Below are 14301 nucleotides of genomic sequence, written 5' to 3' on the forward strand. Positions count from 1 at the left end.
GATCGCTCGGGGGATTACTGGCCCATCTTGTAGTCGAGGAACCACTTCTTGTTCAGCGCATCAAAGGTGCCGTCCGCCTTCAGGTCGGCAATGGCGGCATTGACGGGAGCGACGAGATCGGAACCCTTCGGGAAGATGAAGCCGAAATCCTCGGTGCCGAGCGGTTCGCCGACGACCTTCAGCCCGCCATTCGAGGAATCGACATAACCCTTGGCAGCGACACTGTCGGTCAGGACGAGATCGACATCGCCGGTCTTCAGAGCCTGCACCGTTGCGCCGAAGGTTTCGAAGAGTTTGATGCGCGGGTTCTGTTCGTTGCCATCGAGGATTTCATAGACGGCGGTATAGAATGGTGAAGTGCCGGGCTGGGCGCCGATCAGGCCATCGTTGAAGGCACCGAAGCTCTTGGCGTCGGTGAAACGCTTCTCATCGCCACGAACCAGCATGAACTGCTGTGAGCGCATATAGGGATCGGAGAAATCAACCTTCTGCTTGCGATCGTCCTTGATGGTGATGCCGGTCATGCCGATGTTGTACTGGCCGTCGGACACGGCCTGGATCATCGCGTCCCAGCTGGTGTTCTGGTATTCGACCTTGAAGTTCAGTCGCTTGGCAATCTCGTTCATCGCGTCATATTCCCAGCCGATCTGCTGACCGGACTTGGGGTCGACGAACTGCAGCGGCGGATAGGCGTTTTCCGTCACCACGACGACAGTCTTGCCGCCAAGATCCGGCAGGCCGGCGGCGAAAGCTGCGAGCGGCGAAAGCATTGCGGCGGTCAGGCCGGCAAGAATAGTGCGGCGAAAGAACATGGTGTGGCTCCCCAATATTTGAACGGCAGAATTGTCATGGAAGATGCTGATATGGCAAGGCTGCAGGCGCTACACACTGGCGCAAAAAAGAAAAGGCGGCCCAAAGACCGCCTTTCCCATGCAATGATTTCGCTTTCGCGAGCTGCTTATTCAGCCGAACCTTCAGCAGCGGCTGCAGCTTCTGCGGCGGCCTTTGCTTCAGCGGCTTCTGCTGCTGCCTTTTCGGCGGCGAGAGCCTGAGCTGCTGCAACCTTTTCAGCTTCGATACGTGCCTTTTCCTCGGCAAGGGCCTGACGCTCGGCATCGTTGAGCTTGCGGGCGCGGGTGCCGGTGTTCTCGACGATACGAGCCGACTTACCGCGACGATCGCGCAGGTAATAGAGCTTGGCGCGACGGACCTTACCGCGGCGAACGACTTCGACGCTTTCGATCATCGGGGAGTAGACCGGGAATACGCGCTCGACGCCTTCGCCGTAAGAGATCTTGCGGACCGTGAAGTTTTCCTGCAGGCCGCCGCCGGAGCGCGCGATGCAAACGCCTTCGTAGGCCTGAACGCGGGTACGGTTGCCTTCCGTGACCTTCACGTTGACACGGACTGTGTCGCCCGGGGAAAACTCAGGAAGGGTGCGCTTGGCTTCGATCTTGGCGGCCTGTTCGGCCTCAAGCTGCTGAATGATGTTCATCGTCTTAACCTTTGGTTCTTCTGAAACAGCCAGAGCGCTCACACTGTCCTTCGGTCGATGCCTCCGGAGTTTGCCCTTGCGGGCGGGAGCGGATTCGCCATTCTTTGTTTGCTGGCAGACGGGGTTAAACCCCATTTCCGCGTGCGCCATTACACGAAAGACTTCCACCTGTCATCCCTTGAACGACAAATTTGTGAAATCAGCCCGTTTTTTCGGGCTTCTGCGCCCTAATCAGGTCTGGCCGCCGTTCTTTTGTTAGCGAGACGGATTGTTCATGGCGCCACTTCTCGATGGCGCCGTGATTGCCGGAAGTGAGGATCGCCGGAATCTCGCGGCCTTCCCATTCCTGCGGGCGGGTATAATGCGGATGTTCCAGAAGTCCGCCTTCGAAGCTTTCATGCAGGCCGGAGAGGTCATTGCCCATGACACCCGGCAGGATGCGGACGATCGCGTCGAGCAGGATCAACGCTGCCGGCTCGCCGCCTGACAGTACGTAATCGCCGATCGAGACTTCCTCGAGTTCGCGTGCCTTGATCACACGCTGGTCGACGCCTTCGAAACGGCCGCAGACGATGATCACCCCGTCGCCGGCCGCCAGCTGCCGCACGCGCTCCTGCGTCAGCGGCTTGCCGCGCGGGCTCATCAGCAGGCGCGGGCGGTTGTCATTTTCAGAAGCGCTGTCGATGGCCCGGGCGAGCACATCGGGCTTCAGCACCATGCCGGCGCCGCCGCCGGCCGGCGTATCATCGACGGTTCGGTGTTTATCCGTCGCAAAATCGCGGATCTGCACGGTATCGAGCGACCATTGTCCACGCTCTGCCGCCTTGCCGGCAAGCGAAAAATCCAGATGGCCCGGAAACATTTCCGGGTAGAGTGTCAGCACGGTCGCCCGGAAAGCCATGGCGCCTACTTCTTTTTCTTCGGCTTGCCGGGGGCGAGCCCCTTCAGGTCGTCGGGATTGTCGACGAGGCCGGCTGCAAGCGGATCAATAAGCAGCTTGCCGGCTTCAAGGTCGATTTCCAGCACGGAGGCTTCCGAAAAGGGGATCAGCACCGGACGCTTGCCGGGACCTTTGAGCTCCAGAAGATCGCCGGCGCCGAAATCGAAGACCCCGGTCACTGTGCCGTAACTGGTGCCCTGATCGTCGAAGGCTTCGAGCCCCTCCAGATCGGCATAGAAGAACTCGTCGTCCTCCAGTTCCTCATCCGACAGATTGTCGCGTTCGATATAGAGTTCCAGGCCGTTCAACGCCTCGGCGGCGTTGCGGTCGTTGACGCCGCGGAAGCGGACGACGACGATATTCTTCATTTCGCGCAGTTCGAGAACTTCGAAAACGCGTCCATCCATGCTGTGTAGGTGGCCATAGTCGCCGAGCGCGGTCGGATCGGCCGTATAGGCCTTTACACGCACCTCGCCGCGAATGCCCTGCGCGCCGCCGATGGTTGCCATCAGCACCGGATTTTCAAGCTTGGTCATGGGTTCCTTCATTCGAACGCAGGCAAGAAGCTGAGATCACGCTTCTCATAAACGAAGTGCGTGGGAATGGAAACGAAAACGGGCGGCATGTCGCCATGCCGCCCGTCTGGATTGGGTCGAAACCGATTATTCGGCGGAAGTAGCAGCTTCAGCGGCGTCAGCAGCCTTCTGAGCCTTTTCGGCAGCGCGCTCCTGAGCCTTCTTGCCCGGCTTTGCCTTTTCCGGGTTGTTGCGGGTTTCGCGCTTGGAGATGCCGGCTTCGTCGAGGAAGCGCAGGACGCGGTCGGTCGGCAGGGCGCCCTGATCGAGCCAGTGCTTGATGCGCTCGCCGTTCAGCTGAACGCGCTTTTCGTCGTCCTTGGCGAGCATCGGGTTCCAGGAACCGAGGCTCTCGAGGAAGCGGCCGTCACGCGGGCTGCGGGCATCGGCGAGAACGACGTGGTAGTACGGGCGCTTCTTGGAACCACCGCGTGCGAGACGAATTTTCAGTGCCATGTTCTTTACTCCTTAGGCTTTTCTTGAACCGCTTCGTTGAGCGGCATGGTTATCGGGCTGCGGCGCTCTGTTCAGCGTGGTCCGCAGCGATCTGCTCATGATGCCGGATGACTTCCTTGATGACGAAGTTCAGGAACTTCTCGGCGAAATCCGGGTCCAGATGCGCATCTTCGGCAAGCTGACGAAGACGAGCGATCTGGTATTCCTCGCGCGCCGGATCGGCCGGCGGCAACTTGTACTTAGCCTTCAGCACGCCGACCTCTTTGGTGCAGCGGAAGCGTTCGGCCAGAATGTGGACGAGCGCCGCATCGATATTGTCGATCGACTGGCGGTAGCTCGAAAGCTGGGCTTTGACGTCTGGATCAATCATGGGGCAGGCGATCCTTTCACTTCTTCTTGGGCAATCCGGGCAGGCCCGGGAAACCACCACCGAGGCCCGGCAGCTTTGCGCCGCCAAGACCGGGCAATCCGCCCGGCAAGCCTCCGCCTAGACCGGGCATACCCCCACCCGGCTTTCCGAGACCCGCGGCTTCCGCCTGCTTCTGCAGCGCTTCAAGCTGCTTCGGGTCGATATTCGAGAGATCAGGCATGCCGCCCATGCCGCCGAGGCCCCCCAGCCCCATCTTGCCGGCAAGGCCGCCCATCATCTGCTTCATCATGCCGCCTTTGCCCTTGCCGCCCATCATCTTCATCATGTCGGCCATCTGCCGATGCATCTTCAGAAGCTTGTTGATGGCGGCCGCATCGGTGCCAGAGCCGGCAGCGATGCGCTTCTTGCGCGAATGCTTGAGCATATCAGGGTTGGCGCGCTCGGCCTTGGTCATCGACTGGATGATGGCGATCTGGCGGCCGAACAGCTTGTCGTCCAAGCCGGCGGCGGCCATCTTGTCCTTCATGCCGGCCATGCCGGGCATCAGGCCCATGATGCCGCCCATGCCGCCCATCTTCTGCATCTGACGCAGCTGGTCGGCGAGGTCGTTCAGGTCAAACTTGCCCTTGGCCATCTTGGCGGCCATAGCAGCCGCCTTTTCGGCGTCGATGTTTTCAGCAGCCTTCTCGACGAGCGAGATGATATCGCCCATGCCGAGGATACGGTCGGCGATGCGACGGGGATGGAATTCCTCCAGCTCGCCCATTCGTTCGCCGACGCCGATCAGCTTGATCGGCTTGCCGGTGACGGCGCGCATGGAAAGGGCCGCACCGCCGCGGCCATCGCCATCCATGCGGGTCAGTACGAGGCCGGTGATCCCGACGCGTTCATCGAAGTTGCGGGCGAGGTTGACGGCGTCCTGGCCGGTCAGGCTATCGGCGACCAGCAGGATTTCGTGCGGGTTCGACCTCTTCTTGATGTCGGCCATTTCGACCATCAAGGGTTCGTCGATATGGGTACGGCCGGCGGTGTCGAGAATGACGACGTCATGGCCGCCGAGTTTCGCAGCCTGAACGGCGCGGGCGGCGATATCGGTCGGAGACTGGCCGGCAATAACAGGCAGCGTGTCGATATTGGCCTGGGCGCCGAGCTGGCGAAGCTGCTCTTGCGCTGCCGGACGGCGCGTGTCGAGCGATGCCATCAGCACCTTCTTCTTCTCGCGCGTCGTCAGGCGATTGGCGATCTTTGCCGTCGTCGTCGTCTTACCAGAGCCCTGCAGGCCGACCATCATGATGACGACCGGGGCGGCTGCATGAAGGTCGACACCGACACCTTCGCCGCCGAGCATCTCGATGAGCTCGTCATGGACGATCTTGACGACCATCTGGCCGGGCTTGATCGACTTCAGGATCTCGGCGCCAACGGCCTTTTCACGGACGCGGTCGGTAAAGGAGCGGACGACTTCAAGCGAAACGTCGGCTTCCAGAAGCGCACGGCGAACCTCCCGCAGCGCTGCGGAAACATCACTTTCCGAAAGCGCGCCACGGCCTGTCAGTCCATTCAGGATGGAACCAAGACGGTCCTGGAGGTTCTCAAACATCGGTTCTTCCTTGATACGTTTCGGGGAGTTTTGGGATGCCCTGGAACGTCGTGCTTTTCCTTGACGAAAACAAGACGCAAAGCCAAAAAGCACCCGAGGGCGCAGCGCGCTGTCGGGTGTTGACCTCCGGAATCCAGTCCCGGTCGGCGGCTCGGAGTCTGTTACTCGTCGCAGATTTGGCGCGATAAACAGGAAAGCCGCGGGAAAGTCAAGGCGAATGCGTTCAACGGCGTCGTGGGAGACTTTTCTGAAGTCGCGCGGCAGGAGCGGTGCAGGGATATTCCGCTACGCAGCCGGTCCGCGGTAACGGAAGTATATATCTATATACACTAACATATTCGCTTTAAAATTCGCCGATGTTTAGTTGAATATTTTGATCGGTGGGCCGAATTCACGCTAAATCCCAGTTGCAAAATATTCCGCTTCTGATTCTACTTTCTACTTAAGTAAATTCTGTAAAATGATTCATGAATATCCTTGATGCCGAATGAATCGGCGGAGATATCAAATGATAAACCCAGATATAGAAAGCTGGGCGCTGGCGCGCGCCCATAATATAGTTCTGCGGGAAGGCCTGAATTTGGCGAAGGCGGCGCAGGACCTGGATCGCAAACGGTCCCGCTTGCTGGTATACGAGCTCAGAAAGGTCATAACCGCTGCTATCGTCGAAGCCCACGCGGCGTCTCTCAATTCCGAAGGCACGGTGCGATAGATCTGGATTTCGCCTGGTTTCCAAAGGCTGACTGTGCCGTACGTGTTCTAATTTCGCGGGGCCTGGCCCTTATGCGTAAGAAAGAGGGCGAACCTCGCTTGGCGCTCACCCACTGGTAATCCCCGAGCATTTCCGCCATATACAGCCAAAACGCAGCGGAAATAGTCAGATGAGTAACACGGTCGAATTCGCGAAGATGAACGGGCTTGGTAACAAGATCCTGGTTGTCGACATGCGTGGGCGGACCGACAAGGTGACGCCGCAGGCGGCGATCGCACTCAATGCCGATGCCGAGACGCAGTTCGATCAGATCATGGCGATCCATGATCCGAAGGCGCAGGGTACCGATGCATATATCGACATCCTCAATTCGGATGGCTCGAAGGCGCAGGCCTGCGGCAATGGCACGCGTTGCGTCGTGCAGGCGCTCGCCGCCGAGACCGGCAAGAAGGCCTTCACCTTCCAGACGGTCGCTGGCATCCTGAACGCAGTCGAGCATGAGGATGGCACGATCTCCGTCGACATGGGCCGGCCGGTTTTCGAATGGAACCGTATTCCACTTGCTGAAGAATTCCATGATACGAGCCGCATCGAGCTGCAGATCGGGCCGATCGATAATCCGGTGCTGCATTCGCCTTCGGCCATGTCGATGGGCAATCCGCATGCGATCTTCTGGGTCGATCGCGATCCGATGAGCTTCGATCTCGAACGTTTCGGGCCGCTGCTCGAAAACCATCCGATGTTCCCGGAAAAGGCGAATATCACGCTGGCGCAGGTTATCTCGGATTCGGCGCTGCGGACACGCACCTGGGAACGTGGCGCCGGCCTGACGCTCGCCTGCGGTTCGGCTGCCTGTGCCTCTGCTGTCAGTGCTGCGCGCACCGGCCGCACCGGCCGCAAGGTGACGATCGACGTCGCCTCCAGCCCGATCCGCCAGCCGTTGACGATCGACTGGCGCGAGGACGACCATGTCGTCATGACCGGCCCCGCCGAATGGGAATGGTCCGGTGCGCTCGATCCTTCGACCGGCACATGGTCCCGCGATGCCGAACGTGGGGCGGAAGCGCGGTGAGCGGCGTCGAGGTCATTACCTTCGGCTGCCGTCTCAATACCTATGAATCCGAAGTCATGAGATCGCAGGCGGAAGCGGCTGGGCTCAACAATGCCATTCTGGTCAATACCTGTGCCGTGACAGGCGAGGCCGTGCGCCAGGCCCGGCAGGCGATCCGCCGCGCGCGCCGCGACAATCCGCATGCCCGCATCATCGTCACCGGCTGTGCCGCCCAGACGGAAAAGCAGACCTTCGCCGAAATGGCCGAGGTCGATGCCGTGCTCGGCAATGAGGAGAAGTTGAAGGCTGCCTCCTATCGCGCGCTTCCGGATTTCGGCGTTTCGGCGGAAGAGAAGCTGCGTGTCAACGACATCATGAGCGTGCGCCACACCGCGCCGCAGATGGTCAAGCATATTGACGGCCACGTGCGCGCCTTCATCCAGGTGCAGAACGGCTGCGACCATCGCTGTACCTTCTGCATCATCCCCTATGGCCGCGGCAATTCGCGTTCGGTGCCGATGGGGGCCGTGGTCGATCAGGCCCGCAATCTCGCGGAAGGCGGCTATCGCGAAATCGTTCTGACCGGCGTCGATGCTACGAGCTATGGCGCAGATCTTCCCGGCGAGCCGACGCTTGGGCTGCTCGCAAAGACGCTGCTCAAGCAGGTGCCTGACATACGCAGGCTGCGGCTATCTTCGATCGACAGTATCGAGGCCGATCGCCATCTCATGGACCTCGTCGCGGACGAACCGCGCTTCATGCCGCATCTGCATCTTTCCCTGCAGCATGGCGACGACATGATCCTCAAGCGCATGAAACGCCGTCATCTGCGTGCCGATGCTCTGCGTTTCATCGAAGACGTGCGCCGGCTACGGCCGGAGATCAGCTTTGGCGCAGATATGATCGCCGGCTTTCCGACCGAGACCGAAGAGATGTTCGAGAACGCGGTGCGCCTCGCCGAAGAAGCCGACATCGCGCATCTGCACGTCTTCCCCTACAGTCCACGGCCCGGCACACCTGCCGCGCGCATGCCGCAGCTCGATCGCTCGCTCATCAAGGATCGCGCCGCTCGCTTCCGCGCCACTGGACAGATGCTGCACCAGCGCCATCTGGACAAGATGGTCGGAACGCGGCAATGGCTGCTGGTGGAAAATAACGGTCTTGCCCATACGGAAAACTTCACGCTTGTCGCCGTGCCCGGTCTTCGCCCGCGCGATATCGTCGAAGCGACGATATCAGGCCACGACGGCAAGCATCTCCACATGCAATTGACGGCTGCCGCGGCGGCCTGACATCACGGACAGCTCATGGCGCTCAGTTTCATCAAAAAGGTCTTTACCTTCGGCAAGCCGGCGGGAGAGCCTGTGCCAGAGGCCGTTGAAAGGGAGCTGGAGCCGCGCTCGCGCGACGAAGATCTGCCAGTTGCTGACGATCCAGTTCTTGCCGAGGAGATGGACACGGCTGGCGGACCTGCGGCCGATCTCGATGAAGCTGTAGCAGAACAGGAGCCTATTGAAGGCGAGCCGGAATTGCTCCCGATCGCCGATGATCTGAGCGATATGGGTGTCGTGCCCTTGTCGCTGCTGGAAGCAGAGGCGGAAGCGGCTGCAGATGACGTCGCGGCGGCACCCCCCTCTGTCTCTTCGGGACATCTCCTCCATCAGGGGAAAGATCATTTGGAGGATGATGCTGCCGTAAGAGCGGAAGGCCGGGTCGAGCCAACTGAGACATTTCCGGAAGAAATTCCGACTCACGACGCCCTGGAAATTCCTGCTGAGGTAGAGCAGGATTCTCAATCCTTGCCGATCTCCCACCTTTTAGGGGAGATGTCCGGCAGCACAGAGGGGGGTGCCACCTCCGACGAGCCGGCACCGAGCCCTATCCTTCCCAAAGGCTTCGCCACCGGACCGACCGCTGAACCGGAACCGGTTGCTGCGCCGCAGCCGAGACTTTCCTGGTTTCAGCGCCTGCGCAATGGCCTCGCGCGCACCTCCTCGCAGCTTACCGGCCAGATCACCGCACTCTTCACCAAGCGCAAGCTCGATGACGAGACGCTGCAGGATCTCGAAGACCTGCTCATCCAGGCCGACCTCGGCGTCGAGACGGCCATGCGGGTGACCGATACGCTCGCTTCAGAGCGCTACGGCAAGGATGTGACCGGCGAAGATGTCAGCCGTATCATGGCGGCCGAAATCGCCAAGGTGCTGAAGCCGGTCGCCAAGCCGTTGCAGCTCGATCTTTCGCACAAGCCGCATGTGATCCTCGTCGTCGGTGTCAATGGCACCGGCAAGACGACGACAATCGGCAAGCTTGCGGCGAAGCTTTCCGGCTCCGGCCTGAAGGTGATGCTGGCGGCCGGCGATACGTTCCGTGCTGCGGCCATCGAGCAGCTGAAGATCTGGGCCGATCGCACTAAGTCCGAATTTATCGGCACCAAGCTCGGCGCGGATGCGGCAGGCCTTGCCTATGATGCCTTCGAACAGGCGAAGGCCAGGAAATGCGATGTGCTGATCATTGATACGGCTGGTCGCCTGCAAAACAAGGCGGAGCTGATGGCCGAGCTCGAGAAGATCGTGCGCGTGCTCGGCAAGCTCGACCCGGATGCGCCGCATACCGTTCTCCAGACGCTCGATGCGACGACGGGTCAGAACGCGCTCAATCAGGTGGAAATCTTCCGCAATGTCGCCGGCGTCAGCGGGCTGATCATGACCAAGCTTGACGGCACGGCGCGCGGCGGCATTCTGGTAGCGATCTCGGCCAAGCATAAGCTGCCGGTCTATTTCATCGGTGTCGGGGAAGGCGTCGACGATCTCGAACCGTTCGAGGCAGAGGATTTTGCGCAGGCCATTGCCGGTATTGGCCAATGATGCCACAGATTAGCCGTTGATGGCTTGCATGCATTGCAAAAAAGCAGGTTTGAAGAAGCATGACGACTGAAAGCGATACTACTCCCAGCGCCGCAGACCGGCACCATCCGCTTCTGAAACTGGCGCTGGAACTCGGGCCGCTTCTGGTCTTTTTCTTTGCCAATCTGCGTGGCGAGTGGCTTGTCGCGCGTTTTCCGGCATTGACTGAGCTGGGTGGTCCGCTTTTTGTAGCGACCGGCCTATTCATGGGCGCAACTATTCTCTCGCTGGTGGTTTCCAAGATCATGCTCGGCCATCTGCCGATCATGCCCTTCGTTTCGGGCATCGTCGTGCTGATCTTCGGTTCGCTGTCGATCTGGCTGCAGAACGAAACCTTCATCAAGATGAAGCCGACGATCGTCAATGCGCTCTTCGGTTTTGCCCTGCTTGGCGGCCTCGCCTTCGGCAAGTCGCTGCTCGGTTATGTCTTCAACGCTGCCTTCCAGCTCGATGCCGAAGGCTGGCGCAAGCTGACGATCCGCTGGGGCATCTTCTTCCTGTTTCTTGCGGTGCTGAACGAAGTCGTCTGGCGTAATTTCTCGGATAATTTCTGGATTGCTTTCAAGGTCTGGGGCACGATGCCGATCACCATCATCTTCACCATGGCGCAGATGCCGCTGGTGCTGAAGCACAGCATTTCCACCGAGGCTGAAAGCGAGAAGTGACTGTTATCGACGGCGCCGACCGGTCACGGCATCAGATCTTCTGGTTTTCCGCCTGCCTTGCGGTTCTGGTTGCCCAGATCGTTGCCGAATATTTGTTGGGCCGAGTGCCGATCTGCACCTGCGGCTACGTCAAGCTGTGGGAAGGCACGGTCAATTCCAGCGGCAATTCCCAGCATCTGTCGGACTGGTACACGCCGTCGCATATCATTCACGGCTTCCTGTTCTACGGGCTGGCGCATCTCGTGCTCCGCGGCAAGCCGTTTGCGGCGCGACTGCTTCTGGCTGTTCTCATCGAATCCGGCTGGGAGCTTCTGGAAAATTCGCCTCTCATCATCGATCGCTACCGCACGGCGACGATCTCGCTCGATTATTACGGCGACAGCATCATCAATTCGGCCATGGACACGATCTTCATGGCCGTCGGCTTCTTTTTCGCCTCAAGAGCGCCTGTGGCGCTGACCGTTGCCATTGCCATCTTCTTCGAGATTTTCACCGGTTATATGATCCGGGACAATCTCACGCTGAATGTACTGATGCTGATCTGGCCGGTCGAAGCGATTAAGGTCTGGCAGGGCGGTGTTTAGAGCCTTTCCTGGTCAGAATGCCGCAATCTGACCAGGAAAGGCTCTAGGAAACCGGCTTGCTCAGTGCCTTTTCCATTGCTGGAAAAAGACCTTCCTTCAGGCTGATATCGTCGAAGGGGCCGACACGCTTGTAGATGATCGTGCCATCGGGCGCGACGAGATAGCTTTCCGGAATGCCGTAGACACCCCAATCGATTGCCGCCTTGCCGTTCGGGTCGACGCCGATGGCATGATAGGGGTTGCCGAGTTCACCGAGGAAGCGCAGGGCGTTCTCGTTCTTGTCCTTGTAGTTGATCGCGACGATGTTCAGCCGCCCATCTTCGGCAAGCTGCTTGAGAAGGGGATGTTCATCGCGGCAGGGAATGCACCAGGAGGCGAAGACGTTGACGAGGGTGAGCTTGCCCTTGACTGCCTCATCCGTCAGCGCCGGCAGATTGGAGCCTTCGAGCGCCGGCAGGTTTAGCGACGGCGCCTTGGTGCCGATTAAAGCGGAGGGGATTTCGGCGATATTCTTGCCGTGAAAATCCTGGTCATAAAGCATTTTCGCTGCCGTTGCCGCGATGCCGCCGAAGACGAGCAGCGGGATCAGGGCAAGCGCATAGCGGCTGACGCTGCGGCTTTTCGGCCTATTCTCTTGCGGAGCCGCGGTCATTCGTCGTCCTTCGGTCGGGCGGACCGGCGGCGGATACCGGCGGCTTCAAGCGCTGCCAATTCCTTCTGGCGTGCACGCCCATCAGTCCAGGTCCAGAGCGTCACCGCGATCGTCACTACAGCGGCAAAGCCATAGGAACCGTAGACGTAGAAAGCGTAGGAGCCCATCGCTATTCCTCCCGGCTTGCCATGCGGGCGGCCATGCGGCGCTGGGAGGCGATGCGGCGGCGCCAGATCTCGTTTCTCATCGCCATCAGATGCAGCGTGAAGAAGAGCAGGGTGAAGGCGATCGCCATGATCAGCAGCGGGCGCAGGAATTCCGGATCGATCGCCGGTCCATCGAGGCGCAGGACGCTTGCAGACTGATGCAGCGTGTTCCACCAGTCGACCGAAAACTTGATGATCGGAATGTTGACGAAGCCGACGAGAATGAGCACGGCGGTGACGCGCGCAGCCTTCGAAGGCTCATCCATGGCGCGGTTCAGCGCTATCAGGCCGAGATACATCAGGAAGAGGATGAAGACGGAGGTGAGCCGCGCATCCCAGACCCACCATGTGCCCCACATGGGCTTGCCCCAGAGTGAGCCGGTGACGAGTGCAAGCAGGGTGAAGGCGGCGCCGAGCGGAGCTGCGGCCTTGGCCGAAACATCCGCCAGCGGATGGCGCCAGACGAGCGTGCCGATCGCCGAAATGCTCATGATCGTATAGCACATCATGGAGAGCCAGGCGGAGGGTACATGCACATACATGATGCGCACCGTCTCGCCCTGCTGATAGTCGCCCTCGGTCGAGAAGCTCAGATAGAGCCCGATGATAAAACAGAGGGCCGTGATGCCGGCCAGCCATGGAATGACGCGCGATGCCAGCGCCAGAAACCGCGTCGGGTTGGCGAGATCGCTGAATTTGCTGATGGCAAGGCTCGTTTCGCTCATATCCGCTTCCTTACCTTGATCCGCCGGGAGCCGCAATCGAAGCGCCGATCAATCCGCCGTGTTTCTGAGCGCAAGGGCTGCCGCGGCCGGACCGATGACGGCGAAGAAGAGCGTCAGGGCGATGAGGATCAGAAATGGCGGCAGGAAGGGCGACGGTCCCACAACCGCTGCATAGGTGGCGCTGACGCCAAAGATCAGCACGGGGATCGTCAGCGGCAGGATGAGTACCGAGACCAGCAGGCCGCCGCGGGGTAGCGCGACGGCAACGGCTGCACCGACAGCGCCAATGAAGGTGATTGCCGGCGAGCCGACAAGGAGCGTGAGCATGGTCGCGCCGATCGCCGTCTCGTTCATGTTCATGAAGAGGCCGAGCAATGGGGAGGCGATGACGAGCGGCAGGCTGGTTGCGGTCCAGTGCGCGGCGCATTTGATGAGCACGGTCAGCACCAGCGGCGTTTCCTGCATCAGCATCAAATCGAGCGAACCGTCGTCACGCTCTGCCTGGAACAAGCGGTCGAGCCCGAGCAGGGCAGCGAGCAGCGCACCGATCCAGACGATGGCCGGCCCGATGCGAGAGAGAAGCGCAAGATCAGGCCCGACGCCGAAGGGGATGACGGCGACGATCGTCAGGAAGAACAGAATGCCGATCAGTGCGCCGCCGCCGGCGCGGATGGAGAGTCTCAGGTCACGCAGGAAGAGGGCGGTCATCCCCACACTCCCTGGTCCACCCCGGCAAAACCGGTCATTTTCAATTCCCTGGTCCCTTCCAGCCCAAGAGGCTGATGCGTCGCGGCGACGACAATCCCGCCTTCCCTGCGATGCGCCTCAATCAATTCCGTAAACAACCTGTCTGCACTTGCGTCCAGCGCTGCAGTCGGCTCGTCCAAGATCCAGACCGGGCGATGCGCGACCAGAAGCTTGGCGAAAGCGAAGCGGCGTTGCTGGCCGGCCGAGAGGTAGCCGAAGGGCAGGTGGGTGATGCCGGGCAGGCCGACGGCTTCGGCGGCTTCCTCGGTGCTCAGACCGGCGGCTTTGCCGAGTCCAAGGAAGGATCTCCAGAAATCCAGATTCTCTGCAACCGTAAGTTCAGTCTTCATGGCGTTACGATGGCCAAGGTAGTGGCTCGCTTCCGCTGCCGGACGCCTCTCGGCACCGACCGAATCAGAGACTGTGACGGAGCCTTTTTCCGGCCTCAAAAGACCGGCGATGACGCGCAATAAAGTGGACTTTCCCGATCCGTTTTTACCCGTCAAAATCAGTGCTTCGCCGGCCTGCAAGTGAAAGGAAACGTTAACGAAAATCAGATCCTCACCGCGCCGGGCTGCCAGATTTTCAGCGGTGAGATGCATGCATCGGCTCTTTCT

At 60.2% G+C, this 14301-nt stretch carries 18 protein-coding genes; 6 read left to right on the forward strand and 12 right to left on the reverse strand.

What is annotated here, in order from left to right:
- Positions 1-14 precede the first annotated feature (14 nt).
- The 7 genes from AC1DM5_RS12180 to ffh form a co-directional block, all read right to left on the reverse strand.
- Positions 15-812 carry a basic amino acid ABC transporter substrate-binding protein gene (locus tag AC1DM5_RS12180; RefSeq protein ID WP_477821914.1) on the reverse strand — a complete coding sequence of 266 codons (798 nt, stop codon included), beginning with the start codon at positions 810-812 and terminating at the stop codon, positions 15-17.
- A 146-nt stretch (positions 813-958) separates the two neighbouring features.
- The gene (gene rplS / locus AC1DM5_RS12185) at positions 959-1495 is read right to left on the reverse strand and encodes a 50S ribosomal protein L19 (RefSeq protein WP_037070794.1); all 537 of its coding nucleotides are present in this window, start codon (positions 1493-1495) and stop codon (positions 959-961) included.
- A 199-nt stretch (positions 1496-1694) separates the two neighbouring features.
- Complete coding sequence (trmD, locus tag AC1DM5_RS12190; RefSeq protein ID WP_477821915.1) at positions 1695-2396, reverse strand: tRNA (guanosine(37)-N1)-methyltransferase TrmD; 702 nt, start codon at positions 2394-2396, stop codon at positions 1695-1697.
- A gap of 5 nt (positions 2397-2401) precedes the next feature.
- The gene (rimM, locus tag AC1DM5_RS12195; protein ID WP_477821916.1) at positions 2402-2971 is read right to left on the reverse strand and encodes a ribosome maturation factor RimM; all 570 of its coding nucleotides are present in this window, start codon (positions 2969-2971) and stop codon (positions 2402-2404) included.
- Between the two features lie 126 nt (positions 2972-3097).
- Positions 3098-3466 carry a 30S ribosomal protein S16 gene (gene rpsP / locus AC1DM5_RS12200; protein ID WP_477821917.1) on the reverse strand — a complete coding sequence of 123 codons (369 nt, stop codon included), beginning with the start codon at positions 3464-3466 and terminating at the stop codon, positions 3098-3100.
- Between the two features lie 49 nt (positions 3467-3515).
- Positions 3516-3836 carry a chorismate mutase gene (locus tag AC1DM5_RS12205; RefSeq protein ID WP_037101839.1) on the reverse strand — a complete coding sequence of 107 codons (321 nt, stop codon included), beginning with the start codon at positions 3834-3836 and terminating at the stop codon, positions 3516-3518.
- A 16-nt stretch (positions 3837-3852) separates the two neighbouring features.
- Positions 3853-5436, reverse strand: coding sequence for a signal recognition particle protein (ffh, locus tag AC1DM5_RS12210; protein ID WP_477821918.1), 1584 nt, complete (start codon positions 5434-5436; stop codon positions 3853-3855).
- Positions 5437-5923: 487 nt separating this feature from the next.
- On the opposite strand from ffh, the gene AC1DM5_RS12215 reads away from it, so the two are divergent.
- The 6 genes from AC1DM5_RS12215 (at position 5924) to AC1DM5_RS12240 (ending at position 11354) form a co-directional block, all read left to right on the forward strand.
- Positions 5924-6148 (forward strand): hypothetical protein, encoded by a 225-nt coding sequence (locus AC1DM5_RS12215; RefSeq protein ID WP_183749420.1) that lies wholly within the window; start codon positions 5924-5926, stop codon positions 6146-6148.
- Between the two features lie 169 nt (positions 6149-6317).
- Positions 6318-7220: a diaminopimelate epimerase gene (gene dapF / locus AC1DM5_RS12220; protein WP_477821919.1), complete on the forward strand. Its 903-nt coding sequence runs from the start codon at positions 6318-6320 to the stop codon at positions 7218-7220.
- On the forward strand, positions 7217-8491 hold the full coding sequence (mtaB, locus tag AC1DM5_RS12225) for a tRNA (N(6)-L-threonylcarbamoyladenosine(37)-C(2))-methylthiotransferase MtaB (protein WP_477821920.1): 1275 nt from the start codon (positions 7217-7219) through the stop codon (positions 8489-8491). The genes dapF and mtaB overlap by 4 nt, the downstream gene beginning before the upstream one ends.
- Before the next feature lie 15 nt (positions 8492-8506).
- Positions 8507-10066, forward strand: a complete 1560-nt coding sequence (gene ftsY / locus AC1DM5_RS12230; protein ID WP_477821921.1) for a signal recognition particle-docking protein FtsY — start codon at positions 8507-8509, stop codon at positions 10064-10066.
- Between the two features lie 59 nt (positions 10067-10125).
- Complete coding sequence (locus AC1DM5_RS12235) at positions 10126-10770, forward strand: septation protein A (protein WP_477821922.1); 645 nt, start codon at positions 10126-10128, stop codon at positions 10768-10770.
- On the forward strand, positions 10767-11354 hold the full coding sequence (locus AC1DM5_RS12240) for a DUF2585 domain-containing protein (RefSeq protein ID WP_477821923.1): 588 nt from the start codon (positions 10767-10769) through the stop codon (positions 11352-11354). The genes AC1DM5_RS12235 and AC1DM5_RS12240 overlap by 4 nt, the downstream gene beginning before the upstream one ends.
- A 43-nt stretch (positions 11355-11397) precedes the next feature.
- Here AC1DM5_RS12240 and AC1DM5_RS12245 read toward each other — a convergent pair whose 3' ends face one another.
- From AC1DM5_RS12245 to ccmA, 5 genes are read right to left on the reverse strand one after another with little or no spacing between them, the layout of a single operon-like run.
- Complete coding sequence (locus tag AC1DM5_RS12245) at positions 11398-12006, reverse strand: DsbE family thiol:disulfide interchange protein (RefSeq protein ID WP_477821924.1); 609 nt, start codon at positions 12004-12006, stop codon at positions 11398-11400.
- The gene (gene ccmD / locus AC1DM5_RS12250) at positions 12003-12173 is read right to left on the reverse strand and encodes a heme exporter protein CcmD (RefSeq protein ID WP_477821925.1); all 171 of its coding nucleotides are present in this window, start codon (positions 12171-12173) and stop codon (positions 12003-12005) included. Before ccmD ends, AC1DM5_RS12245 begins: the two co-directional genes overlap by 4 nt.
- 2 nt (positions 12174-12175) lie before the next feature.
- Positions 12176-12937: a heme ABC transporter permease gene (locus tag AC1DM5_RS12255; protein ID WP_477821926.1), complete on the reverse strand. Its 762-nt coding sequence runs from the start codon at positions 12935-12937 to the stop codon at positions 12176-12178.
- Between the two features lie 48 nt (positions 12938-12985).
- The gene (gene ccmB / locus AC1DM5_RS12260; RefSeq protein ID WP_007814552.1) at positions 12986-13645 is read right to left on the reverse strand and encodes a heme exporter protein CcmB; all 660 of its coding nucleotides are present in this window, start codon (positions 13643-13645) and stop codon (positions 12986-12988) included.
- A complete protein-coding gene (gene ccmA, locus AC1DM5_RS12265; protein WP_477821927.1) occupies positions 13642-14286 on the reverse strand; it encodes a heme ABC exporter ATP-binding protein CcmA in 645 nt (214 codons plus the stop codon). Before ccmA ends, ccmB begins: the two co-directional genes overlap by 4 nt.
- Positions 14287-14301 lie beyond the last annotated feature (15 nt).

The organism is Rhizobium sp. 01T437, from assembly GCF_056398505.1.